The following is a 24,683-nucleotide window of genomic DNA, read 5'->3' on the forward strand; positions in this document are numbered from 1 at the left end:
ACGGCCTCGCGCCGTCCGGAGGCCTGCTCACGACGCGGCGTCCCGAGCAGGCTACCGGGTCTCCAGCGCGAGACGTCCGGCCAGGAGCACGTACGTCGCGGCGAAGGAGCGGCGCAGCCACGTCATGACCCTCGGTCGCCCCAGCACCTGGGCGCGCATGGTGGCCGCGAAGACGCCGTACAGCGCGAAGACCACGAACGTGAGCGCCATGAACACCAGGCTGAGCCCGACCATCTGCCAGGTGCCGTTCGGCGTCTGGGCCGGGACGAACTGGGGCAGGAAGGCGAAGAAGAAGATCGTGAGCTTGGGATTGAGCACGTTGATGAGGACAGCGGTGCGGATCACACGCCAGGACGACAGCGGGGCGACGCTCTCGTCGGCCTGGATCAACGACTTGTCCCTCATGGTCTGCCAGGCGAGGAACAGCAGATAGGCGATGCCGAGCCACTTGATGGTCTCGAACGCGATCGCGGAGGCGTTCAGGATCGCTGCGAGCCCCGTGATCGCGGCGATCATGTGCGGGATGACACCGAGGGCGCAGCCGAACGCGGCGATGACACCCGCTCGGCGTCCTCGCGAGATGCCCGCCGCTATCGAGTAGACGGCACCGGTCCCCGGCGTCGCGACGATCACCAGGGTGGTCAGCAGGAATGCGATGCTCATCGACGGCCCTCCGCGCGCGGTCCTTCCGCGCCTCCCCCATGTCTAGCGGTGCCGGGGCCCGCGCGCATCCTCCATTGCAGATCCACGCGGAGCGGCGGGCACGTGACCGTCCGGCCATGGGAGGGCGCACACGAGCGCACGCGCGCGCCCCCTCCCATGGCTCATGCCGTGCGCTTGCGCCGCACGGCCACCGCACCGGCGGTGAGCAGCATCAGCGCCAGTGCGAGGGCGGCGACGGGGAGTTCCGCACCGGTCGTCGCCAGCCCACCGGCCCCTGCCCCTGCCCCGGCCCCTGCCCCGGCCCCGTTACCCGCCGCGACGCGGAGGTCCGCCCAACCGAGGAGCGCGCCGCTCGCGTCGAACACCGCGATCCTGTGCGCGCCGAGCGGAGCGTCCGCCGGGACGGTCACCGAGATGGTGCCCGCGTCCGTGAGCGTCCCCGACGCGATCCGCGTCGGGTCGGAGTACATCCACACCGACACGTCCGTTCCCGTGCCGCCGGCCCCGACCGTGATCGTGACCTTCTGCCCGCGGGTCGCGACCGACGGGTCCACCGTCAGACCGTGGCGATTGTCGTCGACGAGGCCGGTGCCCGGGAGCGGCGGGGTCTCGCCGCCGGGGGTGCCGTCGTCGACTCCCGGCAGCGTTCCCGTGCGCAGCGCCTCGGAGGCGAACCCGTCGGCGAACCACCACACCGGGCGCTGTCCGTCGACCGACAGCGAGGCCGGCGCGGTCGCGAAGCCCTCGTTGTTGATGTCGGGCATCCCGGCAGGGCGGGCGTAGTGCACGAGGCTCGGCTGCCCGGTGCCGTTCAGCGTGATCTCGGCGGAGCGGCCCTGGCAGCCGTCGTCGCACACGGCCCACAGGGTGTTGCGCACGGTGTCGTAGTCGAGCGCCATGACTCCGGTGAGACCGGGAGCGATCTCCGACACGAGCGTCGCGGAGCCGTCGGCCCCGAGGGCGAATGCGTAGACGTGACCGTTGTCCTCGACCGCGACGAAGAACAGCCCGTCACCGTGACCGGCGTAGTCCCTCGGGTCGTACGCCGCACCCGTCCTGTCATCGAAGAGCTTTCCGGCGAGCGCGGCATCCGGCACCCACTGCACGGCCTCCATGCCGAGGTTCGCCCCGACGGCAGGAAGCAACGCGGTCAGATCCCATTCCTGCTGGGCGACGAGATCGCCGTCCGAGGCCTCGGGGTCGACCCTCAGCACCACGTTCTGGTTCACGCCCTTGGCGCTGTTGTCGCGTTCGGACGCCACGTAGACGAAGCCGTTTCCGTCGACTGTGATGCCTTCGGTGTCGGGGCCCGCGGCTCCCGGGTTCGCGGCGTCCTTCTGGAAGCGCACGCGCTTGCCCGCATCCCACCCTTCCGCCTTCTCGACCGAGCCGTCGGCGTGCGCATCGAGCTTCCAGATGCGGCCTTCACCGTTGTCGACAGCCCAGAGGACGGCGCCGTCGGCGGTCTCCTGCACGTCGAGGCCCGAACTGTCCTCGAGGAACGTGGGGATGCCGTCCACCACGCGCACCTCGGCAGAGCCGGGCCACGGCGACACGGCGACCTCGCCGGGGCACACGTTCGCGGTGCCCTTCGTGGGCGCTGCGGTGACGGTGAACGCGCCGGTCGTGTCGGGGCAACGACCCCAGGTGGTCGCGGCGTGGCCCGCGCCCCAAGTGGTCTCGTCCACGAGCAGGTCGCCGTCGAACACCCGCACCGCATCGCCGTCACCGAGACCGAAGCCGAACTGCGCCCGCTCGATCACGAGGTACTCCCCCGCGCCGAGGAGGGTTCCGGCCGGGATCGCGTACGCGTGGGTGTCGTCGTCGTCCTTCACCACGATGCCCGACACATCGAGCGCCGTGCTCGTCGGGTTCACGAGCTCCACCCAGTCGTCGGGCGAGCCGCCGTCGGATTCGACCTCGTTGATGCGCACGGGGTTGCCGCAGGCGTTGCGCAGCCCCTTGGTCGAGACCGCGATGTCGACGAAGTCGCCGGTGCCGTCGGCGCAGCGGGCGAGGACCCCTGCGGCATGCGCGGCGTACACGTGCTCATCGACCGTGTTGCCGTTCGCGTCGCGGATCGACACGGTATCGCCGTTACCGAGACCGAAGACGAAGTTCGCCGGCTGGTCGAAGACGAAGTAGCCTCCGGGCTGCAGGATCGTGCCTGCGGGCAACGGAGTGGTTTCACCGGCGTGGCCGACGGGGTCGCTGTCCATCACGGTCCAGCCGGAGAGATCCACCGCCGTGCTGCCGGTGTTGACGACCTCGACCCAATCTGTGGTGTCGCCGTTCGACTCGATCTCGTTGATCACGACGTCGGGCATGACGCACGAGTTCGTGGCGCCCGGGGTCGGGTGCGCGAGCACGAAGGAGCCGACGCCGTCAGGGCAGCGCGCCAGGGTGGCCGCGGCGAAGTCGCCGTCGATCGCCGCGTGCCCCTGCCACGGGAGCGTGTCGTCGATCATCGCGCCCGAGGTGTCGTAGAGGCGGATGCGGTCGGCGCTGCCGATGCCGATCGGCTCGCGGAATGCGGCCTCGACGCCTCCGGAGACCCCGACCGTACCCTCTTCGACCACGAGGAACTGTCCCGCGCCGATCTGCGTTCCCGGGAGGAACTGCCAGCGGTGATCGTCCGAATTGTCCCGGATCTCGTAGCCCGAGATGTCGAGCGCAGCGGTGCCGGGGTTGTAGAACTCCACCCAGTCGGCCGGCTGCGAGTCGACCTCGTTGATCACGATGGAACCGGCGACAGGAGCAACCTCGCAATCGTTCGCAGCGCCGGGCGTCACCTGCGTCGCCGGCGCCCAGGCACCCGTGCCGTCAGGGCAGCGCGCCCACACCGACAGCGGCGCGGTGTTCGCATACGCATAGGAGTCGACCTCGGTGCCGTCCGGGTCGAAGAGCACGACCTCGTCGCCCTTGCCGAGCCCGAACGCGAAGTCGACGTCCTTCACCAGCACCAGGAACTCCCCCGGGGCGAGCGACGTGCCTTCCGGGGCCGCGCCGAAGGTGTCGCGCTTCTCGTCCGCGATCTTCCACCCCGCGAGATCGACCACCTCGGTCCCGGCGTTGTAGATCTCGACCTGGTCGGCGAGGCCGGTCGCCGCGTCGTCGTAGACGATCTCGTTCAGGACGAGACTCGGAGCGTTCGACGTCGCCACGGACGGGCGGATGCCGGGGTCGGCGCCGATCGCGGCGAGGGGAGTGGCGAGCAGGGCGGCGGCGCTCAAGGCGCACACCGCCGTGACCGCCGCTGCACGGTGCAGGCGGGGCATGGAGGACTCCTGGGTGGCTGGGCCGGCAGACCCCAGGGTGCGGGGCCGGACCGGAGGGGGACTCAGTCGGGTACCCGCCCAGACCACCGACCCCGCGTGGCCGCAGAGGATCCGCCGAGTGCACGGCAGATGAACGGGAGGTGGCCATCCGCTGCTCACGTCTTCGCCGCGACCGGTTCCCGTCCCCGGTCGCACTTGCCGCCGCATCAGAGCGTCCGGAACGGCGGGTGGTGCGACCGGAACGTGCCCGAGGGGAAGAGCCTCAGGCGATGCGCGTGCCCGGGGGCAGACGGCGAGCCGGCGTCCGCGTGCGCGCCCATGCCCCCGCGAACAGCGAACCCGCGATGACGACCTGCACCCCCAGGCCGACGAACCAGCTCGGCACCGTCGAGTCGATCACCTCTTGGGGTGTGCGGTACCCGCCGCCGGGGTCGCACTCGTCCCAGCGCTGTTCCAACGGCGAGAGCTGCGCGCTGCGCAATCCGTACTTGATCTGACCGAACATGTCGACGGGATAACCCCCCGTCGCGTACTCGGTCGGGGTCGCGTCGGCGAGCACGACGAACGGGTTCGCGGCGAGCGTCCACCACACCAGATCGAACCGAGGCACATCCTGGGTGCTGTTCACCTCCCAGCGATCACAGTCCGGCGTGCCGTTCGCGTCGTACGGGCGCGAGTACACGGTCGCTTCGCTGCGCACCGCCATGCCGCCGAGTCCGAACACGATGAGCGTTCCGAACACGAGCGCGGCGACGACCAGGTACGTCGTCGCGACCGAGAACAGCGGACGCGCGATGAGTCCGCTCAATCCCACTCCGATCGCGGCCACGATGATGATCTCGGCCGCGAGCACGAGCAGGGAGACGAGCAGCACGGCCGGGTTCGCTCCCCCGCCCAGCAACGACAGGGCCAGGAACGGCACCGCGACCACCAGGAAGGCGCCGCCGGTGGCCACGGCCGCGACGAGCTTGCCGAGCATGATGTCGCCGGTCGATGCGGCGGTCACCTGCACGGCGGCGAGCGTCGCGGCATCGCGATCCCCGTTGATCGCGTTGCCGCTGAGCGTCGGCGACACCAGCACGACCAGCAGCAGCACGATGTTGACGACGATCGAGTAGACGCCGGCACCGACCGCATCGCCCCAGGAGTACACGGCGAACGAGAGCCCCGTGACGCCGAGCAGCACTAGGGCGAAGACCCCGAGCAGCACATACCAGCCCACGCTGCGCAGGCGCTGGGTCAGTTCGAGTCGGGCGATGATGCCGATGTTCGCGAGGCTCATGCGCCCGCCTCCGTTCCGGTGGATGCCTGGGGTGGTGTCGCATGATGCAGGTTCAGGAACGTGTGCTCCAGCTGGTTCTGCGCCGGAGCGAACTCCACGACCGGGAGCCCCGCCTCGATCAGATGCCGAAGGGCCTGTGCTGCGGCATCCTCTCCCTCGAATCCGACGAGCACCGCTCCACGATCCTGCGAGAGGGATTCGGGGGCGATACCGAGATTCGAGGCCACCTGCCAGGCATCGGCCTTCATCCGATCCTCGGTCGCACCGGCGAGACGCACCCGCCACGCGCGCAGCATGCTCCGCGCCGGTGCGGCATCGACGACGGCACCGGCGACGAGGAAGACCGCGCCGTCGACGACCTCTTCGAGCTCCGAGAGGATGTGGCTCGAGATCAGCACGGTGCGCCCCTCCGCCGCGAAACGGCGCAGCAGCACCCGCAGCTGCACCCGCGCCTCCGGATCGAGACCGGAAGCCGGTTCGTCGAGGAGCAGCACCTGCGGGTCGTTCACCAACGCGCGTGCCAGGCCCAGCTTCTGCTTCTGCCCTCGCGACAGCACCTTGGCCGGGGAGTCGGCGAGTTCGGTCAGCCCGACGAGGGCGAGCAGCTGCTCCGCACGGACCGCGGCCTGCGGCTTCTCGATGCCGTACAGGCGGGCGGTCGTGACGATGGTCTCCCGTGCGGTGAGCGACGGCCACGCACCGAGAGCGTCCGGCATCCATCCGAGCAGGCGTCGTGCGGCGAGCGGATCGACGGAGGGGTCGACGCCTCCGATGCTGATCGTCCCGGTGTCGGGAGCGAGGAGGGAGGCGAGCATCAGCAGCAGAGTGGTCTTGCCTGCTCCGTTCGGCCCCACGAGGCCGGTGACGCGGCCGGGCTCGGCTCGGAGAGTGGCGCCCCTCACCGCCTGCACCGTCCCGAACGCTCTGCTGACGTCTTGCACCACGATTCCGGTCATGCGGTCAGTCTGGCATCCGGAGTCCGTCGCCTCCGGGACCTCGGGGCGGATGCTCAGGCCCGGCCGCAGAGGGGTGACACAATCAGCTCATGCGCACGATCCTCAACATCATCTGGGTCATCCTCGCCGGCTGGGCCCTGTTCCTCGGGTACGTCCTCGCCGGCATCCTGCTGTGCATCCCGATCATCACGATCCCCTGGGCGATCGCCTCGTTCCGCATCGCCGCCTACGCGATCTGGCCGTTCGGCCGCGAGGTCATCAGCAAGCCCACCGCGGGTGTCGGGTCGTTCCTCGGCAACGTGCTGTGGGTGATCCTGGCCGGCTGGTGGCTCGCGATCGGACACATCGTGTCCGGAATCCTGCTCTGCATCACGATCATCGGCATCCCGATGGGCATCGCCGACTTCAAGATGGTCCCGATCTCGCTCATGCCGCTGGGCAAGGAGATCGTCTCCACCCGCCGCGGTGCCTTCGACCGCACCCTCTGAGCGGGAGTCCGCCGACACCGGCCCCATCCACACCGGCCCGCTCTGCACCGGCCCCTCTACACTGGCCCGATGGATGCCGCCCGTCTGATCGCGTGGGATCAGGAGCTCCGATCGGCGCATTCGCGTCTGCGTGCCGCGCTCGCCGCCACGCGCGACGCCCTCGACCACGGCACGGACGTCCCCGATGCCGCATCGGAACTCGTGCTCTACTGCGTCGGATTCTGCGCCGCCCTCGACGGCCACCACGGCGCCGAGGATCGGCAGCTCTTCCCTGCTCTGCGCGCGGAGCATCCGGAGCTCGGCGGGATCATCGACAAGCTGATGCAGGACCACTCGATGCTCGCCCACCTGCTCGCCTCGCTGCGCGGTGCAGCCGAGCGCGGCGACGATGCGACCGCGATCGGCGGTCATCTCGACGGGATCGCCGCGATCATGGAGTCACACTTCCGCTTCGAGGAACGCGAGATCCTCGAGCCCCTGCGCGCCCTCGTGCTCGAGGGCGACGTGAAGAGCGTGCTCGGACCGCTCTGACGACGCGGACCTGCGCGACCGCGTCAACTGCGGAAGAAGGCGACGCCCAGATCCGGATGATCGACGAACACGCCGTCCACGCCCTGACGTGCGATGACGCCCCACTCCGCCTCGTAGTCGCCGTAGGCGCCGCGCCCGCCCGGACCACGGAATTCCGCCGCGAGGAAGGCGTTCTCCGGCCGACACGTCCACGTGAAGACCTGCAGACCTCGTGCATGCGCATCCGCGACGATCGTGTTGCCCCGGTCGAGCAGCATCTTCTTGCTCACGCTGATGCCGTCGACCTGTCCGACGAGGGCGTCGAGTCCTTTCGGGGCGACGGTCTCCTCGTAGGTGAGAGCATGTTTGCCCTCGGCCACCAGGAGGTCGTACGGACGCCCCGATGCCTCGATCAGGTAGATGTACGACGCGGAGATCCCGCGTTCCCGCAGCTGCCCGAGCACGGTCGACTCGAAGCACTCGATCACCAGCGGCAGCTCCCCCTCGGCCCATCCGGCGTCGCGCAGCTCGCGGTCGATGAGGGGGGCCAGGTCCAGGCCGATGCTCGCGAAGTACGTGGCGTGCTTGACCTCGAGCACCACGCCGACCTCGCGTCCATGCTCCGCCGATCCGTCGCGCACGATGTCGAGCACATCGCGCAGGCGCAGGATCTGCTGGGCGCCGTCGAAGCTCGCGCTCGAGGCCCGCACCTCGGGCAGCCGCTCCCGGATGCGCAGGGTCGACAACTCGTCCCACGTGAAGTCCTCGCTGAACCATCCCGTCAGCGCCTGCCCGTCGACGCGCTTCGTCGTCTTGCGGTCGGCGAACTCCGGATGTTCCGCGACGTCGGTCGTGCCCGAGATCTCGTTCTCGTGCCGCACGATGAGCACGCCGTCCTTGGTCGCCACGACGTCGGGTTCGACCGCATCCACCCCCATGGCGAGAGCGAGCTCATAGGAGGAGCGGCTGTGCTCCGGGCGATAGCCGGGCGCACCGCGGTGCCCGATGACGAGGGGTGATTTCCTGGGCACGCTCTCAGCGTAGAACACCCCGGCGATGCGCCCTCCCGAGTATCGTGGAGGAAAGAGACCTACTACCCCCCTTTTGGAGTGAGGCCCACCAATGAGCAACTTCGCTTTCAACAACCCTGCTTTCCAGCAGCAGGACCCGCGCAACGTCGCGACGTACCCGGGCGGACCTCAGGCTGCCCAGGGCGCGCAGAACGCCTCGCTCCAGCACGGGGCGATGGACGCTGCGGCCAACGCACAGCTCGAGGGCATGTACGCCGCCCCGCCGGCCGGAGCGATCGAGACCGACCGCATGTCGGTCGAGGACACGGTCTGGAAGACGGCCGGCCTGTTCGGCATCCTGCTCGTCACCGCCGCGATCGGCTGGGTGCTGACCCTCGGCGGCCTGGACGTGCCGCGATATGACCCGTACAACCCCGCGCCCGTCAGCATGCTGCCGTGGATCGTCGGCGCGCTCGGCGGCTTCGTGCTCGCGATGGTCATCACCTTCACGTCGCGCAAGAAGGTCCGGCCCGCGCTGATCTTCGCCTACGCGGCGTTCGAGGGCCTCTTCATCGGTGGCATCTCGGCGTTCTTCGAGGTCATCTACCCCGGCATCGTCTTCCAGGCGACGCTCGCGACCGTCTCGGTCGTCGGGGTGACCCTGGCTCTCTTCGCGAGCGGCAAGATCCGCGCGTCGAAGAAGGCGACGAAGATCTTCATGATCGCGATGATCGGCTACCTGGTCTTCTCGCTGCTGAACCTGGTCCTCATGTGGACCGGAGTGCTGCCCCAGGGCCAGGCCTTCGGCCTGCTGAGCGCCAACATCTTCGGCATCCCGCTCGGTGTCATCATCGGCGTGCTCGTCGTCATCATGGCGGCGTACTCGCTCGTGCTCGACTTCGATCAGATCCAGCAGGGCGTCCGCAACGGTGCTCCCCGCAAGTACGGCTGGCTCGGCGCCTTCGGCATCATGGTCACGGTCGTCTGGCTCTACGTCGAGATCCTGCGCATCATCGCGATCGTCCGCGGCAACAACTGACCGCGAACCGATCCGACCGCGTCGAGAGGCCCGACTCCCCTGGGGAGGCGGGCCTCTTCGCACATCCAGGCATGTGTGCGCAAGGGGTTGGCACGCGAGCAGCGATGTCGGCACTCTGGATACCAGAAGCCCCGGCACCCCGGGGCTCCCGATCCACAGGAGCTGACCATGAGTTTTCTCGGCTTTCTTCTTCTCGGCCTCATCGCCGGAGCCATCGCCAAGCTGATCCTTCCCGGCAAGCAGGGCGGCGGCTGGTTCATCACGCTGCTCCTCGGCGTCGTGGGCGCGCTGCTCGGCGGCTGGCTCGGCAGTCTGATCCTCAACCGTCCGCTCACCGAGTTCTGGGACCTCGGCACCTGGCTCCTCGCCATCGCCGGTTCCATCATCGTGCTCTTGATCTACGGCCTGATCGCCGGTCGCGGCCAGAAGGCGCGCAGCTGACGGCATCCGCCGTCGACGCCACGCGCGTCACCCTGATGCCCGTCCCCTTCGGATGCCTCGTGCACCCGAAGGGGGCGGGTCATTTCTGTGCCCCTCGTGCCTTCCGCTCCAGCAGCGATCTCTCCCGACCATTGCCGGCGAGTCCGGCGGCGACGATGAACTCGCTCCGGGCTTCCTCCTCGCGCCCGAGCCGACGCAACAGTTCGCCGCGCGTCGCGGGCAGCAGGTGGTAGCCGCGCAAAGCGCCCGAACTCGACAGCTGGTCGATGATGAGCAGAGCGGACGCCGGCCCGGTCGCCATCGCCACCGCAGCCGCTCGGTTGAGCTCGACCACCGGCGACAGAGAGAGCCGCCCGAGCGCCTCGTAGAGCAGCACGATCCGTTCCCAGTCGGTCTCCTCGACAGACGCCGCCACGGCATGGCACTCGGCGATCGCCGCCTGCAGCCCGTAGGCACCGCGCCCGCGTCCGAGAGCATCGGCGGTCGCCAGCGATGCACGTCCAAGCGAGATGCGGCCACGATCCCAGCGCCGACGGTCCTGATCGGCCAGCAGCACCGGGTCGCCGTGTCGATCCACGCGCGCCCCGAACCGCGCGGCCGTCAGCTCCATCAGCGCCAGCAGGCCGTGCACCTCGGGTTCCTGCGGCATCAGCGCGGCGAGCACGCGCCCGAGACGGATGGCCTCGTCACTCAGCTCGGGGCGCATCCAGTCGGGTCCGCTGCTCGCGGCGTGGGCCTCGTTGAAGATCAGATACAGCACGCCGAGGATCGCACCGATGCGCGGCGCACGCTCCTCGCGCGAAGGCACCTCGAACGGGACGTTGGCGGCGGAGAGCGTCTTCTTCGCCCGCACGATGCGCTGCTGCACGGTGGCGGTCGGCACGAGGAACGCGCGGGCGATCTCCTCGCTGGAAAGCCCACCCACCACCCGCAGCGTCAGGGCGACCTGCGCCTCTTTCGAGAGCACAGGGTGGCAGGAGATGAAGATCAGGCGCAGCACGTCATCATCGACGGCGTCCGGATCCCACAGCAGGTCTCGCCCCTCCCGCTGCTCCTGCTCCAGGTCGTGTGCGAGAAGGGCGACCCGCTCGTCCAGACGTTCCTGTCGACGCCACCGATCGATGGCCTTGCGTTTCGCGACCGCGGTCAGCCAGGCCCCGGCCTTGCGCGGGACGCCGTCGACCGGCCACTGCCGCAACGCATCCACCAGCGCCTCCTGAGCCAGGTCCTCCGCGAGGCCGAAGTCACCGACCATACGCGTCAGAGCTCCGACGATGCGGGCGGACTCGATGCGCCACACGGCGGCGACGGCGCGCTCCGCAGACCCGGTATCGGGAGCGGAACGCGCCGTCTCGCTGTGTGGGGAAGAGTCCGTCACCGCTGTGCCATCACTGCCGTGCCATCACTGCCGTGCCGCGCGCTGAGCTGCTTCCTCGCGCCAGCCCTCTTCCTTCTGGATCCACTCGTTGTCCGCCGGGAAGTCCTCGACGCCGGTCACGCGACGCACCTCGAGGTACGACCCACGTCCGAGAGGTGCGCGACTCGCCCACTCCGCCGCCTCTTCGCGCGTGGGGACCTCGATGATCCAGAAACCGTTGAACAACTCCTTCGTCTCGCCGTAGGGGCCGTCGGTGATGAGCGGCTTCTCGGTGCTGAAGTCGACCACGAAACCCTCGGCCGCATCGGTCAGGCCCTCGCCCGCGACGAGCACTCCGGCCTTGATCATCGACTCGTTGTACTTGCCCATGGCCTCGATGACCTGCTCGAAGGGCATGTCCTTGTAGGCCTCGACGGCCTCGTCGGTCGCGCGCATGATGAGCATGAACTTCATGATGTTCTCCTTGTTCGAAGGGCCGTCTCTCGACCCTCTCATCAATGACGTCGAACGGGAACGACTCGGATCGACATCATCCCGGAATTCTTTCTGAAGAACTTCTCGGGGCGGTCGTAGACTCGCTCCCGTGACCGCCGCAGACCTCGTACAGAGCATCCGATCCGCGCTCCGTGATGAGGCCGATCCGGAGCTGGCACCCGCGCAGCAGGCGTACATGAAGTCGGCGCTGCCCTTCCTCGGCGTACGTGTTCCCGGGGTGCGAGCCGTGACGCGTGGGCTCGCGCGCGAGGTGACGGACACGGCGGTGTTGCGCGGTACGGCACTCGTGCTGTGGCGGGAGGCGGCATTTCGCGAGGAGCGCTACGCCGCCAGTGCTCTGATGGCTCTGCGTCCGGTGCGAGCCCGACTCGACATGCTCGATGTGCATGAGGAGATGATCCGCACAGGAGCGTGGTGGGATCACGTCGACGAGGTCTCGCATCGGCTCACCGAGACGCTCGATGCGCACCCTGCCGAGATGACGCCGGTGCTGCGGACGTGGTCGCGCGACGACGACTTCTGGGTGCGCCGGGCGAGCATCATCTCCCAGCTCGGACGCAGAGGTGCCACCGATCGCGAGCTGCTCGCCACTGTGATCGAACCGAACCTCGCCGACACCGAGTTCTTCATCCGCAAGGCCATCGGCTGGGCGCTGCGCGAGCTCGGCAAGACCGACCCGGCGTGGGTGCGAGCCTTCGTCGAGTCGCACGAGCTGCCGCCGCTCTCTCGCCGCGAGGCGCTCAAGCTGCTCTAGATCACGCTCCGGTCGCAGTTCCTGCCGCGCGGGCCGCCGTGAGGCGACAGAAAGTGCGACCGGAGCGGTCAGCCGGAGCGGTCAGGCGACGCGGTCAGGCGACGCGGTCAGGCGACGCGGTCAGACGCGACGGGACGGGCGCGCGGCGACGTCGGCGATCGCCGCGGTCAGGGCGTCGAGCGAACGCTGCGGGCTCCAGGCCGCAGCAACCGACGGGGCCTCGGCGCTCAGCGCCGCGAGCCGATCGGGGTCGGTCAGCAGCGCGCGGATCGCCTCGCCCAGCGCCTCGACGTCGCCGCTCGGGACCAGGACGCCACCGCCCTGTTCCAGCACGTCACGGATGCCGTAGCGGGCGTCGTATGACACGACAGGGGTCCCATGCAGGAGTGCCTCGACGATCGACAACGGCTGGCCCTCGAAGGCGGTGGCCGTGACGATCATCGACGCCCGATCGAGCACGGTGCCGGGCGAATCGGTGTAACCCGCGAGCAGCACGCGGTCCCCCGCGCCGAGCTCCTCGATCAGCGCGCGCAGCCGATCCTCTTCGGGCCCGCCGCCCCAGATCTCCATCCGGGTTCCGGCGACGTCCGCGGCGAGGAACGCCCGGATCGCCTGATCGATGCGCTTGCCTGGCGCGAGACGACCGAGCACGACGACGAGCCCGTCTTCGCGGAGGTCGTCCCGATGCTCCACCGGGGCGATCGGGTTCGGCACCACGACATGAGAAGCCGCGGAGCCGAAACGCGCCACGACATCGTCGCGCTGGGTGGTGGTCGGCCAGATGACGGCGTCGAAACGGTCGGTCAGCCGGAACCAGCGCGTCCAGAGCGTGTTCATCGGAGCATCCGGGGTGTACGGCGCCTCCACGTGCATGGTGTGGATCGGGTGGACGATGCGCACACGCGGATCGGACCAGTCGGCGATGAGCTCGCCGAGCTGCCGGGATTCGCAGATCACGACGATGAGACGATCACCGAACGCGTCCGCGACGTGCTCGAGCCAGGCCCGGTAGAGCCCGCGGAACCCGTGCAGCGCCCCGACCACCTCGCCTGCGGCGTCGTGGACGAGAACGGGTTCCTCGGTCAGATGCCAGTCCGGATTGCCGGGGATGATCGGTAGCGCGGCGAACGGCCGGCCGTCGACATCCGTCAGCACGCGGTACTCGACGTCGGGGTCGGCGGTCACCGCGGGGTCGGCGGCAGCGCGCAGCCAATCGGCCGCTCCCCCACCGGAATCCGTGGCCTCGTCGAACAGGTTGCGCATGCGTGAGGGGTCGACGAGCGCCCCCTGCTCCGCGAACGTCCGACGTTGCGCGGCATGATCGGCAGCCGTTCCCGGGTCGAACGTGAGCAGCTGCGGACCCGCCCCCTCCGCGACCCCGGCCTCGGCGAGCTGCCGGGCACGTGTGAGCGTCGCGATCGTGTAGCCGCCGTCCATGCCCGGGATCAACCGACTGGACAGCACCACGTACTCGGCGTCGGGAAGCACCGGCGCCGCACCGGGGAGCATGGCGCTCCCTACTCCCACTCGATCGTTCCCGGCGGCTTCGACGTGACATCGAGCACGACGCGGTTGACGTCGCGCACGCCGTTCGTGATGCGGTTCGAGATCTTCGACAGCACGTCATACGGCAGACGCGTCCAGTCGGCGGTCATGGCGTCTTCGCTCGACACCGGGCGCAGCACGATCGGGTGGCCGTAGGTGCGGCCGTCGCCCTGCACACCCACCGAGCGCACGTCGGCGAGCAGCACGACGGGGCACTGCCAGATCTCCTGGTCGAGGCCGGCCTTGGTCAGCTCCTCGCGGGCGATGGCGTCGGCCTCACGCAGAATCTCGAGACGGTCAGCGGTGACCTCACCGATGATCCGGATACCGAGGCCGGGCCCCGGAAACGGCTGGCGTCCGACGATCGCCTCGGGGATGCCGAGCTCGCGACCGATCGCGCGGACCTCGTCCTTGAACAGGGCGCGCAGCGGCTCGATCAGCTCGAAGTCGAGGTCGTCGGGAAGGCCGCCCACGTTGTGGTGCGACTTGATGTTCGCCGTGCCCGCACCACCGCCGGACTCGACGACGTCGGGGTAGAGCGTGCCCTGCACGAGGAACTTCACGGGAGCGCCGCCCGAAGCCTTGGCCTCGGCGACCAGGTCGAGCTGCACCTTCTCGAACGCACGGATGAACTCGCGTCCGATGATCTTGCGCTTCTCTTCCGGGTCGGTCACCCCCTGGAGGTGGCCGAGGAAGGTCTCTGCCGCGTCGACCGTGATCAGACGCACGCCGGTGGACTCGACGTAATCCTTCTCGACCTGCTCGCGCTCGCCCTTGCGGAGGAGGCCGTGATCGACGAAGACCGCGGTGAGCTGGTCGCCGATGGCCTTGTGCACCAGTGCCGTGGAGACGGCGGAGTCGACACCGCCGGAGAGCGCGGAGATGACCCGAGCGTCGCCCACCTGCTCGCGGATGCGCTCGATCTGCTCGGCGATCACGTTGCCGCTGTTCCAGTCGGACGCGAGGCCCGCGCCCTTGTGCAGGAAGTTCTCGAGCACGCGCTGACCGTGGTCCGAGTGCTTGACCTCGGGGTGCCACTGCACGCCGTAGAAGCCGCGCTCCTCGTTCGCGAACGCTGCGACCTTGGTCGCATCCGTCGTCGCGAGCACGTCGAAGCCCTCGGGGGCCTTGGCGACCTGGTCGCCGTGGCTCATCCAGACGTTCTGCTCGGCCGGCTGACCGCCGAGCAGCGTCCCGCCGTCGCCGGTGATCACGGCATCCGTGGCGCCGTACTCGCGCAGACCGGTGTTCGCGACCTCGCCGCCCAGCGTCTGGGCCATGTACTGGAAGCCGTAGCAGATGCCGAGGGTCGGCACCCCGAGGTCGAAGACCGCCGGGTCCAGCTTCGGCGCTCCCTCCTCGTACACCGACGAGGGGCCTCCGGAGAGGATGATCGCGACCGGGTTCTTGGCGGCGATCTCCTCAGCCGTGGCGGTGTGCGGCACGATCTCGCTGTACACACCCGCCTCGCGGACGCGGCGGGCGATCAGCTGCGCGTACTGCGCGCCGAAGTCGACGACGAGCGCAGGACGCTGCTGGGTCTCGGACTGTTCGGTCAACGGACACCTTCCGGGGCGGGGGCGGAGGCCTCGGCGGCCTCTCTGGTGGCGAGATAGGTCTTGACTTCACGGGCGACGACGGCCTCCATGAAGAACGACAGCAGCGGCACGACGCCGCCGAGCGCGAGCAGGATGAAGCGCGGGAACCGCCAGCGCATCAGGCTCCACATGCGGAAGCACGCGAAGAGGTAGACGACGTAGAACCAACCGTGCGCCACGAGGATGAACAGCGACAGGTTGAATCCGTCGCCCAGCGAGGTCATCTCGCAGGAGTTGGTCATCGGGGCGAACAGCGACCACCACTGGCAGTCGGGCCCGGCGAGCACGCCGGCGAACCAGAGCGGTCCTCCGGAGCCTCCCATGAAGAGCTCGAGGTGGATCGGCGTGTACTTGAGCACCATCTCGGTCAGCAGCAGGAGCAGCATGACTCCTGTGATGATCGACGCGATCTGGTAGAACTTCAGCGCACCGCGGATCGCCGGAAAGCTGGCGACTTTCGGTTCGGGCATGCGTCCAGTCTAGCCGCCGGGAAATCGTGTCGAATCCGGGCACCATCGTGCGGAGAGAGCGCTGCGCATCGGTCAGGAATCGAGAAGCACGCGGGAAGACGCGCTCGTAGCGTCGTCGACATGAACACCACGATCGATTCCCTCACCCTCGACGTCCCCGACGTGGACGCCGCCCGCTCGTTCTACGCGCACGCGTTCGACCTCGGCGATCGCCTGCGATTCCGCACCGCGGATGCCGACACCACCGGCTTCCGCGGCTACACCCTGTCGCTCGTCGTCTCCCAGCCTGCGAATGTGCGTGCACTCGTGGATGCCGCGGTCACCGCCGGCGCCACGGTGATCAAGCCCGTGTCGAAGTCGCTGTGGGGCGTCGGCGGCACGATCCAGGCCCCGGACGGCGCTATATGGAAGGTCGCGACCTCGGCGAAGAAGGACACCGCTCCCCCGAGCCGGACGGTCGACGAGATCATCCTCCTGCTCGGAGCGGACGACGTCGTCGCATCGAAGACCTTCTACACGGAGCGCGGCATCCCGGTCGGCAAGAGCTTCGGCCGCAGCTATGTGCAGTTCGACACCGGAGCCGGCCCGATCGGCCTCGGCCTGTACCGGCACGCATCCCTCGCGAAGGACGCGGGCGTGCCCGCCGAAGGATCCGGCTCGCATCGGATCACGGTCAACGGCGTGCTCGGCGCTGCGGTCGACCCCGACGGATTCGTGTGGGCTCCCGTCGCAGTCGACGCCTGAATCCCGGACGACGTGGCGAAGGCCGCCGGGAGAGTCCCGACGGCCTTCGCCTGTGTCATCCCCTACCCGATCAGAACCACCGGGTCAGCAACTCCCAGAGCCAGTCGAGGATCGCACCGATGATGCCGCCGGCACGGTTGACGGTGACCGTGGCGGTCGCCGCGTCTCCATCGGCCTGCGACGCCGCCACGGTGTACTTGCCCGACGGGGCGCTCTTCGGCACGGTGACCGAGGTGCTGAACGTACCGTCGGCGCCGACCTGGACGGTGCCGACCTGCACCGGCTTGCCCTTCTTCGGGCGCAGCTCGATCGACACGGTCTCGCCGGGCACGTAGCCCTCACCGGTGACCTTGAGGCTCTTGCCCGCGGTCACCTTGGACGAGCCGAGGGCGATCGTGCCGGCGAACTCGGCTTCTCCCGCGATCGTGAACGGCACCTGCACCGTGGTTCCGGTACCGGCGACGTTCACGGTGAGCACCTGCTCGCCGAAGACACCGGACGGAACCGTGAAGGTCAGGCTGGCGCGCCCGCCCTCGTCGGTGGTGTCGACGACCGCCGGGTCGACCGCACCGGCCGCGAGCTGCGTGCCGCCGAGCGACAGCGACACCTCACCCGGAGCCGGTTCGCCCGCGCTGAAGGCCAGCGAGGAGAGCGACACGGTCACCTGGTCGCCGGCGCTGTAGCCGTCGGCATCCGCGGGGCTGACCGCCACACCGACCGCGCGCTGGGCGTAGTCGGGGCTCGCGGTCTTGTTCGCGTCGAACCAGTCGACCATGGACTGCAGGTCGACCTTGCCGGTGTCACGCTTGCCCGTGCCCTCCTTGAAGGTGAAGAAGTTGTCTCCACCGGCCGCGAGGAACGAGTTGGCGGCGACCGTGTAGTTCTTCGCCGGATCGAGCGGGGCACCGTCGAGGGTGATCGAGGTGATCCGCGAACCCTGCGCTGCGGCGGGATCGTAGGTGTAGACCAATCCCTTCGAGACTCCGAGCTTCAGGAACGGACGAGCCGAGCCTGCCGGCTGCCACTGCTCCTCGAGCACGCCCTTCAGCTGCGCCCCCGTGAGCGTCAGCGTCACGAGCGTGTTGGCGAACGGCTGGACCGTCGCCGCCTCACGGTAGGTGACGTTGCCGTCGGGGTCGGACGCGCCGGCCGATGCGTACGTGAGGTTCGCCCGGATGCCGCCCGGGTTCATGATCGCCACATCAGCGCCCGTGGACCACTTCTGCACATCGGCGACGAAGTTTCCTATGGTGGACTCGCCACCGCGGTTCTCGGATCCGTTCGTCTGACGCGCGCGGTTGAAGTCGGCCGTGATGTCGCCGACCTTGATCGCACCCAGCACATCGGCCTCGGCCTTCGCCTTGGCCACGATGTCCGCGACCTCGGGGACGGCCGGGTAGAGCGGCTTGCCCGCAGCGGTGAGGGGCTTGATCTCGTTGGTGATCGAGATCAGGTCCTTCGTCTTCGGGTCGACCTTGATGTTCATCAGGCCCAGGTTCTCGCCATACTGCCCCGCGGAGACGACCGGGCGGCCGTCGATCACGTGGTTGTAGGCGAGGTGGGTGTGCGCCGACACGATGGCGTCCACGTCGTCATCGACCCCGTAGACGATCTCGCCGAGGGGCGAGTCCGGCGTGATGCTGGAGAGCTCGACGCTGGACGCGCCTTCGTGCACGAGCAGGATGACGACATCCGCCTCGCCGTTGGACTCATCGCCGTCGCGCAGGTCGTCGGCCACCGCGTTCACGGAATCGACGATGCTGCGGACCTCGAGGTCCTTGATGCCCTCGGGCGAGACGAGCGAATCGAGGTCTTCGGTGACCGCACCGACGAAGCCGACCCGCACGCCGTCGAGCTCCTTCACCCAGGCCGGTGCGAGCGCGGGCTCGCCGGTCTCCGTGACGAACACGTTCGAGGAGATGTACTCCCAGTCCGCGCGCTCCTGCACGCGATCACGCAGGTCTTCCCAGCCCTGATCGAACTCGTGGTTGCCCGCCGCACTGACGTCGAGGCCGGCCGCGTTGAGCGCGTTGATCGTGGGGTTGTCGTCGTTGATGAACGAGGTGAACGTCGACGCGCCGATCAGGTCGCCGGCACCGGCGAAGATCGTGTTCGGGTTCGCCTCACGGAACTGCTTGACCGCACCGGCCAGGACCGCCGCACCCGCCGCAGCGCCGTCGGCCTCGATCCGACCGTGGAAGTCGTTGACCGTGACGACGTCGATGCTCACCGGCGGGATCTCCGAGGAGACGCCGACGATGATGGGGTCGTGGTCGCTGGAGCGGTAGGGCGTTCCCTGCTCGGTGGCGCCGAACGCGTAGCCGCGGTCGCTCCATTCCGGGGAGTTGATGCCCCACACGCCCGCACCGGTGATCGACGAGGCGAGCGACGGCGACGCGATCACGTGGTCGAGCGAGCCGAGCTCGCCGTCGAACGAGTACGTGTACTGGCCGGAGGCCTTGTCGGCGACCAGGTCGCTCCACCCGTTCGAGGTGAACACGTCGATCGGATCTTCCTTGCCGTAGGCGTTGAAGTCGCCGATCAGCAGCATGTCGCCGCTGCCGGTCGTCTGCTCGAGCTGGTCGGTGAAGGCGAGGATGGCGTTCGCCTGCTTCACGCGGTCGGCGTTGAAGAAGCCCTGTCCGTCGGCCGGCTCCGCTCCTGCTCCCTCGGGCGGCGACTTCGACTTCAGGTGGTTCGCGACGACGGTGACGACGCGGCCGTCGATGTCGAACGCCTGCGCGATCGGCTCGCGGGCGTTGCCCCACACGGTCTCGTCGGTGACGGTGACGCTGTCTCCGACCCGCTTGACCGCATCCTTCTTGTAGATGATCGCGTTGGTGATGAAGTCGGTCGTCGCCGCGTTGTTCAAGGCGGCGGGAGTGGGCACGTAGCCCCACACGTCGCTGCCGGCGTCGGCGTTGAGGCCGGCGACGAGGTCCTTGAGGGCGGTGTCGATGGGCTTGCCCAGCTTGACCGAGTTCTCGATCTCCATGAGCGAGACGATCTCGGCGTCGAGCCCGTTGATCGCCGCGACGATCTTGGACTTCTGGATCGCGAACTGCGCCGCGTTCGCCGCACCTCGGGCGTTGGAGTTCTCGCTCTTCAACGTCGTGAAGTAGTTGTAGACGTTGAAGGACGCGACCTGGACGTCGCCGCCCACGGACGGCGCGCTGTCCGTGCGCGGGTTCGTCGCCTCGAAGCCGACCTTGAGGTCGGCCGACGAGGAGTCGTCGATCGGCACGACCGGCTGCAGGCGCCAATCGTTGAAGCCCCACTGCAGCACGTAGCCGTTGTCGCCGAAGTCGACGGTGTCGCCGTTGCGGACCACCGTGTCCTTCGTGAAGTAGGGCTGCTCGCCGGGGTGGCCGCTGTTGGACACCTGGATCGACCAGCCGTCGTCCAGCAGGATGCGGTTCGCCCGGTTCGCCGCGGCGATCGCGGCAGCCTCGGCACCGGGACGCGTGGTCTCGGTGCTCTTCACGGCGAGTGCGTCACCGGCATTCAGCCAGAGCGTGCCGAAGTTGAAGAGCTGGTGGCTGGAGGCGAGACGGTAGGTCCCCTCCGGAGCCACGTACATGTTCTCGAACTGCTCGCGGTCGGCTCCCTGCACCGCGGCGGGCAGCGGTGTGACGGCGGGAACACCGACGCCTGCCGTGACGACGGAGACGTCGGCGGCCGCGGCCGGGTTGATCTGCGTCTGTCCGAAGTACTCGCTCACAGAGCCCGTCACCGAGACGAGGTCGCCGATCGCGAGGGTCGGGTTCAGCGCGTTCAGGAAGACGAAGACGCCATCCGAGGCACCGGGCGTCGCGTCGGTCGCGCCGCCGGAGCCCTGGGTCTGGATGACGATGCCCTTGTAGCCGCCGGTGCGGTAGTCGGCAGTGACCACGCCCTCGACCTGCACGGTCTGCCCGTTCAGCGGCGAGACGTCGGTCGTGCCCTGGACCTCGGCGATGGTGGCCGTGGTCGGATCCGTGCCCGGACCGGTGCCAGGGTCGGTGTCGCCGGAGTTCTGCGGGGTGATCGTGGGCGAGAGCGTGAAGTCGGCGCTGTTGACGTCGGTGTCGACGCCGCCCGTGCGGTTGAGCGACTTGACGTCGGTGTTGCCGGAGGGCGCGGTGGCCGCCGTGCCCTCGAAGGTGTTCGAGGTGCCGTAGCCCAGCAGGTCGACGACGCCGTCGACGCCGACGGCCGAGCCCGGCGTGAGGCTCACGGCCGCGGTGCCCTCGACGAGCGCGAGCGTACCGTTGGTCCCGCTCGGGGTCAGGGTGCTGACGGCATCCGGTGCGGGCAGCTCGGCACCGTTCGCGCCGTTGCTGTTGCCCTGCACCAGGTAGTAGCCGCCGGCGGGGATGACGCCGGTGAGCGGAGCCACGCCGTTGAACGCGGCCGTCCCGTTCGCCGAGCGGTACTGCAGCGACATGCCGTCGAGGGTGATCGGAGCCGAGGTGGGGTTGTACAGCTCGACGAACTTGTTCTTGAACGCCGCTCCCGCGCTGCCGCCGGAGAGATACACCTCGTTGATCACCACCCCTGTGCCCGAGGTGTCGGCGGTGGCGGGAACGGCGGCCAGCGAGCCGAGGCTCAGCGCGGCGACACAGGTCACGGCGAGAGCGCCGATGCGCCCTCGACTTCTACGGTGCGAGACGGGAGCCATGCGGTTCCCCTCGTCTGGAGCGGACATCATCGGTGCGGTCTCCTCGGTCGGGTTCGACACTTCTCAGGACTGTCACGGCACACAGGGGAAACTCCCAGCGTGCTCACATGGTTGCGAGCATACGGAGCGGTCCGGACATCCTCAACGGAGTTTTCCGATTCGTCATCGAGCGATCACCGGATGGCCGGAACGACCCCTGACGAAGGTCACTACCCACACACGATGGCGCACAATTGCGCATCAGAACGCGCGCGGATGCGCGTGAGATCAGGCGGTGGTGCCGCCCTGCGCCTCGTCCTCGAACTCCTCGACCTCGCGCTCCCAGGCATCCTTCGCGAGGCGATACCAGAGATAGAACGCGAAGCCTGCGAAGATCGCCCACTCGACCGCGTAGAAGACGTTGAGCCAGTTGACGGGAGACATCTCATCGGGTGCCGGCGAGGAGATGTCGACCAATCCTGCCGTCGCCGTGGTCGAGGCGAGGTAGGGACGGTAGACGTCGAGCTCCTCGACATCGTGCCAACGGCTGAGGAGCGCGGCCGGCGACATGCGATCCAGCCGCTGCGGATCGGAGTGCGGCGGCACACGGGGGCCCTCGTCCGAGATGATGCGTCCGGTGACGTCGACCTCGGAGCCGTCGGCGCCGGCTTCCAGTTCTTCCACGGCCGCGTCAGCCGTCTGCTGATCGGGAGCCCAGCCGATCGCGACGGCGATGGAGGTGCGCTCGGCGACCCGCAGCTGACCGGTGACCCAGTAGCCCTCGACATCGTCGTTGAAGCGGCTCGACACCACGATGAAGTCCCCGGGAACCCAGGTGCCGGTGGTCTCGACCCGCTGACCCACGAGCGGCTCGGGCAGATAGGCGCCCGGCTCGAGGACGTCGGTGAGCTGCTGGACCTGCTCGGTGGCACCGGGAGCGGGCGGATCGGTCTCGATCGCGCGCTCCAGCTGCCACTGTCCGAGCCAGGCGAAGACCCCGGCGACGAGGAGGCAGAGCAGGAGCATCCCGATCCAGCGTCCCCGCAGCATGACCTCGCGGAGAGTCGGGGGGAACAGAGCAGGAGTGGTCACGGTGGAGCGCAGGACCCTCAGGCCTCGTACGGTGCGAGCACGACCTCGACCCGCTGGAACTCCTTGAGGTCGGAGTATCCGGTGGTCGCCATCGACTTGCGCAGCGCACCGATGAGGTTCGCGGTGCCGTCTGCCACGGGCGCCGGGCCGTAGAGGATCTCTTCGAGCGTGCCGATGCCGCCGACCTCGACACGGTGGCCGCGCGGCAGCTTGGGGTGATGCGCCTCGGGCCCCCAGTGGAAACCGTGGCCGGGTGCGTCGGTGGCACGGGCGAGCGCGACGCCGAGCATGACCGCGTCGGCGCCCATCGCGAGAGCCTTGACGATGTCGCCGGACGTGCCCACGCCGCCGTCGGCGATCACGTGCACGTAGCGTCCGCCGGACTCGTCGAGGTAGTCACGGCGAGCGGCGGCGACGTCGGAGACTGCCGTCGCCATCGGCGCGTGGATGCCGAGGGTGGCGCGCGTGGTCGACGCCGCTCCCCCGCCGAAGCCGACGAGCACACCGGCGGCGCCCGTGCGCATCAGGTGGAGGGCCGCGGTGTAGGTCGCGGCACCGCCGACGATGACGGGCACGTCGAGGTCGTAGATGAACTTCTTGAGGTTGAGGGGCTCTGCGACACTCGACACGTGCTCGGCCGACACCGTGGTGCCGCGGATCACGAAGAGGTCGACGCCGGCGGCGGCGACGGTGTCGTAGTACTCCTGAGTGCGCTGCGGGGTGAGGGACCCTGCGACCGTGACGCCCGCTTCGCGGACCTCGGCGAGGCGACGGGTGATGAGCTCGGGCTTGATCGGCTCGGAGTACAGCTCCTGCATCCGCACCGTGGCCCCGGCATCGTCGAGACCCGCGATCTCCGCGAGCAGCGGCTCGGGGTTCTCGTAACGCGTCCACAGGCCCTCGAGGTCGAGGACCCCGAGTCCGCCGAGCTGACCGAGCATGATCGCGGTCTGCGGGCTCACGACCGAGTCCATCGGCGCGCCGAGCACCGGGATCTCGAAGCCGAAGGCGTCGATCGTCCAGGCGGTGGACACGTCCTCCGGGTTGCGCGTGCGCCGCGAGGGCACCACCGCGATGTCATCGAACGTGTACGCGCGGCGTGCACGCTTTCCTCGGCCGAGCTCGATCTCCATGGTCACCCCACCAGCCTACCCGGCGGCCGGACGGGCCCGTGCTGGAAGACTGGCTCCGAGATCGGGAGGACGACATGAGGACCGAGACCGTGGACGTCGTTGTGGTGGGCGGCGGCGTGATGGGGCTGGCGACGGCGTGGGAGCTGGTGCGACGAGGACGTCGTCCCGTCGTGGTCGACCGCTTCGCACGCGGCCATCATGAGGGCGCTTCGCACGGGGCGACCCGCAACTTCAACAACGCGTACGACGAGGATCACTACCTCGATCTGCTCGTGCGCGCCCGCGCCGGGTGGGATGCACTGGGCGACGTCGACGGCGAGCCGCTCCTGCGCCTGCACGGACTCGTCACCCATGGCCACCCCGACCTCGCCGCGGTGCACGCGGGGCTCGACGCCCGCGGCATCCCGAGCGCGGTACTCTCCCCCGCCGAGGCGAGCGCCCGGTGGCCGGGGATGCGCTTCGACGGCGACGTGCTGTGGTCCTCCGACGCCGGAATCGTGCGCGCGACGGAAACACTCCGCGAGCTGGAACGGCGGATCGTCGCCGGGGGCGCAGAGGTGCGCTGGAACATGCCGGTCGCGCACATCGACGAGCACCGGGACGGCGCCGCGGTCGATCTCGCCGACGGCAGCCGGCTGCGTGCGGAGATCGTCATCGTGACCGCCGGCGCGTGGACGCAGAAGCTCCTCGCCCGCTTCGGCCTGCCGCGACTCGCCGTCACCGAAGAGACGCCGGCGCATTTCCGGCCGCTGACCGACGCGACCTGGCCCTCGTTCAATCACTACGTCGATCCCGCGGCATACCCTGCCACCGTCTACGGCATGCCGACGCCCGGTGAAGGCGTGAAGGTGGGTTTCCACCGCGTGGGAGATGCGGTCGACCCGGACGCCCGACCGCACCTGCCCACGCATCAACGCGCGCTGGCGGACTACGTGCGCGAGTGGATGCCGGGGCTCGACGCCGCGTCCGCCGTGCCGATCAGCTGCACGTACACCTCGACCGACGACGGGACGTTCGTGCTGGATCGCCGGGGCCGGATCGTGGTGGGCGCCGGATTCTCCGGTCATGGCTTCAAGTTCGCCCCGGGCGTCGGCGGGATCCTCGCCGACCTCACGATGGACCCCACCGCGCGCGCCGCTGCGCCCTTCCGGTTGCCCTGATCCGCGCC

Annotated in this window: 20 protein-coding genes; 7 read left to right on the forward strand and 13 right to left on the reverse strand. The window is 69.1% G+C overall.

All coding sequences use genetic code 11. From position 1 onward, the window contains the following. Positions 1–51: 51 nt before the first annotated feature. The 4 genes from ACLFA2_RS03590 to ACLFA2_RS03605 all read right to left on the reverse strand — a co-directional run bounded on the left by ACLFA2_RS03590 (position 52) and on the right by ACLFA2_RS03605 (position 6,179). The gene (locus ACLFA2_RS03590) at positions 52–663 is read right to left on the reverse strand and encodes a LysE family translocator (protein ID WP_426622051.1); all 612 of its coding nucleotides are present in this window, start codon (positions 661–663) and stop codon (positions 52–54) included. A 161-nt stretch (positions 664–824) separates the two neighbouring features. After that, a complete protein-coding gene (locus tag ACLFA2_RS03595) occupies positions 825–3,941 on the reverse strand; it encodes a lamin tail domain-containing protein (protein ID WP_426622052.1) in 3,117 nt (1,038 codons plus the stop codon). A gap of 262 nt (positions 3,942–4,203) precedes the next feature. Continuing rightward, entirely contained in the window at positions 4,204–5,223 is a 1,020-nt protein-coding gene (locus ACLFA2_RS03600) for an ABC transporter permease (protein WP_426622053.1), read from the reverse strand. Continuing rightward, positions 5,220–6,179: an ABC transporter ATP-binding protein gene (locus tag ACLFA2_RS03605; protein WP_426622054.1), complete on the reverse strand. Its 960-nt coding sequence runs from the start codon at positions 6,177–6,179 to the stop codon at positions 5,220–5,222. The genes ACLFA2_RS03600 and ACLFA2_RS03605 overlap by 4 nt, the downstream gene beginning before the upstream one ends. A gap of 89 nt (positions 6,180–6,268) precedes the next feature. On the opposite strand from ACLFA2_RS03605, the gene ACLFA2_RS03610 reads away from it, so the two are divergent. Together ACLFA2_RS03610 and ACLFA2_RS03615 are read left to right on the forward strand one after the other, a co-directional pair. After that, complete coding sequence (locus ACLFA2_RS03610; protein ID WP_021198881.1) at positions 6,269–6,667, forward strand: YccF domain-containing protein; 399 nt, start codon at positions 6,269–6,271, stop codon at positions 6,665–6,667. A 69-nt stretch (positions 6,668–6,736) separates the two neighbouring features. After that, complete coding sequence (locus ACLFA2_RS03615; RefSeq protein WP_426622055.1) at positions 6,737–7,198, forward strand: hemerythrin domain-containing protein; 462 nt, start codon at positions 6,737–6,739, stop codon at positions 7,196–7,198. 23 nt (positions 7,199–7,221) lie between these two features. Here the strand turns inward: ACLFA2_RS03615 and ACLFA2_RS03620 are convergent, their stop codons facing one another. Beyond that, positions 7,222–8,208: a glycerophosphodiester phosphodiesterase family protein gene (locus ACLFA2_RS03620; RefSeq protein WP_426622056.1), complete on the reverse strand. Its 987-nt coding sequence runs from the start codon at positions 8,206–8,208 to the stop codon at positions 7,222–7,224. Positions 8,209–8,299: 91 nt separating this feature from the next. Between ACLFA2_RS03620 and ACLFA2_RS03625 the strand changes: the two genes are divergently transcribed. Together ACLFA2_RS03625 and ACLFA2_RS03630 are read left to right on the forward strand one after the other, a co-directional pair. Then, positions 8,300–9,226: a Bax inhibitor-1/YccA family protein gene (locus tag ACLFA2_RS03625; RefSeq protein ID WP_021198884.1), complete on the forward strand. Its 927-nt coding sequence runs from the start codon at positions 8,300–8,302 to the stop codon at positions 9,224–9,226. A gap of 168 nt (positions 9,227–9,394) precedes the next feature. Next, positions 9,395–9,667, forward strand: coding sequence for a GlsB/YeaQ/YmgE family stress response membrane protein (locus ACLFA2_RS03630; RefSeq protein ID WP_021198885.1), 273 nt, complete (start codon positions 9,395–9,397; stop codon positions 9,665–9,667). Positions 9,668–9,746: 79 nt separating this feature from the next. Here ACLFA2_RS03630 and ACLFA2_RS03635 read toward each other — a convergent pair whose 3' ends face one another. Together ACLFA2_RS03635 and ACLFA2_RS03640 are read right to left on the reverse strand one after the other, a co-directional pair. After that, positions 9,747–11,045 carry an RNA polymerase sigma factor gene (locus ACLFA2_RS03635; RefSeq protein ID WP_426622057.1) on the reverse strand — a complete coding sequence of 433 codons (1,299 nt, stop codon included), beginning with the start codon at positions 11,043–11,045 and terminating at the stop codon, positions 9,747–9,749. 24 nt (positions 11,046–11,069) lie between these two features. After that, the gene (locus tag ACLFA2_RS03640; protein ID WP_029258591.1) at positions 11,070–11,498 is read right to left on the reverse strand and encodes a YciI family protein; all 429 of its coding nucleotides are present in this window, start codon (positions 11,496–11,498) and stop codon (positions 11,070–11,072) included. Positions 11,499–11,628: 130 nt separating this feature from the next. Here ACLFA2_RS03640 and ACLFA2_RS03645 point away from each other — a divergent pair, with 130 nt between their 5' ends. Beyond that, positions 11,629–12,294 carry a DNA alkylation repair protein gene (locus tag ACLFA2_RS03645; RefSeq protein WP_426622058.1) on the forward strand — a complete coding sequence of 222 codons (666 nt, stop codon included), beginning with the start codon at positions 11,629–11,631 and terminating at the stop codon, positions 12,292–12,294. Between the two features lie 120 nt (positions 12,295–12,414). On the opposite strand, the gene ACLFA2_RS03650 is transcribed toward ACLFA2_RS03645, so the two are convergent. Genes ACLFA2_RS03650 through ACLFA2_RS03660 form a run of 3 tightly spaced genes read right to left on the reverse strand, consistent with a single transcriptional unit; the run spans position 12,415 to position 15,907 of the window. Next, positions 12,415–13,803: a glycosyltransferase gene (locus tag ACLFA2_RS03650; RefSeq protein WP_021198889.1), complete on the reverse strand. Its 1,389-nt coding sequence runs from the start codon at positions 13,801–13,803 to the stop codon at positions 12,415–12,417. Between the two features lie 8 nt (positions 13,804–13,811). Beyond that, positions 13,812–15,398, reverse strand: a complete 1,587-nt coding sequence (gene guaA, locus ACLFA2_RS03655) for a glutamine-hydrolyzing GMP synthase (RefSeq protein ID WP_021198890.1) — start codon at positions 15,396–15,398, stop codon at positions 13,812–13,814. After that, entirely contained in the window at positions 15,395–15,907 is a 513-nt protein-coding gene (locus ACLFA2_RS03660) for a DUF3817 domain-containing protein (protein ID WP_021198891.1), read from the reverse strand. Before ACLFA2_RS03660 ends, guaA begins: the two co-directional genes overlap by 4 nt. Positions 15,908–16,027: 120 nt before the next feature. Between ACLFA2_RS03660 and ACLFA2_RS03665 the strand changes: the two genes are divergently transcribed. Beyond that, positions 16,028–16,651, forward strand: a complete 624-nt coding sequence (locus ACLFA2_RS03665) for a glyoxalase (RefSeq protein WP_029266983.1) — start codon at positions 16,028–16,030, stop codon at positions 16,649–16,651. A gap of 70 nt (positions 16,652–16,721) precedes the next feature. Here ACLFA2_RS03665 and ACLFA2_RS03670 read toward each other — a convergent pair whose 3' ends face one another. The 3 genes from ACLFA2_RS03670 to ACLFA2_RS03680 form a co-directional block, all read right to left on the reverse strand. Then, complete coding sequence (locus ACLFA2_RS03670) at positions 16,722–21,311, reverse strand: ExeM/NucH family extracellular endonuclease (RefSeq protein WP_426622059.1); 4,590 nt, start codon at positions 21,309–21,311, stop codon at positions 16,722–16,724. A 267-nt stretch (positions 21,312–21,578) separates the two neighbouring features. After that, entirely contained in the window at positions 21,579–22,340 is a 762-nt protein-coding gene (locus tag ACLFA2_RS03675) for an SURF1 family protein (RefSeq protein WP_297557013.1), read from the reverse strand. A gap of 59 nt (positions 22,341–22,399) precedes the next feature. Further along, complete coding sequence (locus ACLFA2_RS03680) at positions 22,400–23,515, reverse strand: GuaB3 family IMP dehydrogenase-related protein (protein ID WP_021198895.1); 1,116 nt, start codon at positions 23,513–23,515, stop codon at positions 22,400–22,402. Between the two features lie 74 nt (positions 23,516–23,589). Between ACLFA2_RS03680 and ACLFA2_RS03685 the strand changes: the two genes are divergently transcribed. Further along, positions 23,590–24,675, forward strand: a complete 1,086-nt coding sequence (locus ACLFA2_RS03685) for an FAD-dependent oxidoreductase (protein ID WP_426622060.1) — start codon at positions 23,590–23,592, stop codon at positions 24,673–24,675. Positions 24,676–24,683: the final 8 nt, after the last annotated feature.

The sequence above is a fragment of the Microbacterium sp. As-52 genome (assembly GCF_049949185.1).
GTDB classification, from domain to species: Bacteria; Actinomycetota; Actinomycetes; order Actinomycetales; family Microbacteriaceae; genus Microbacterium; species Microbacterium maritypicum_A.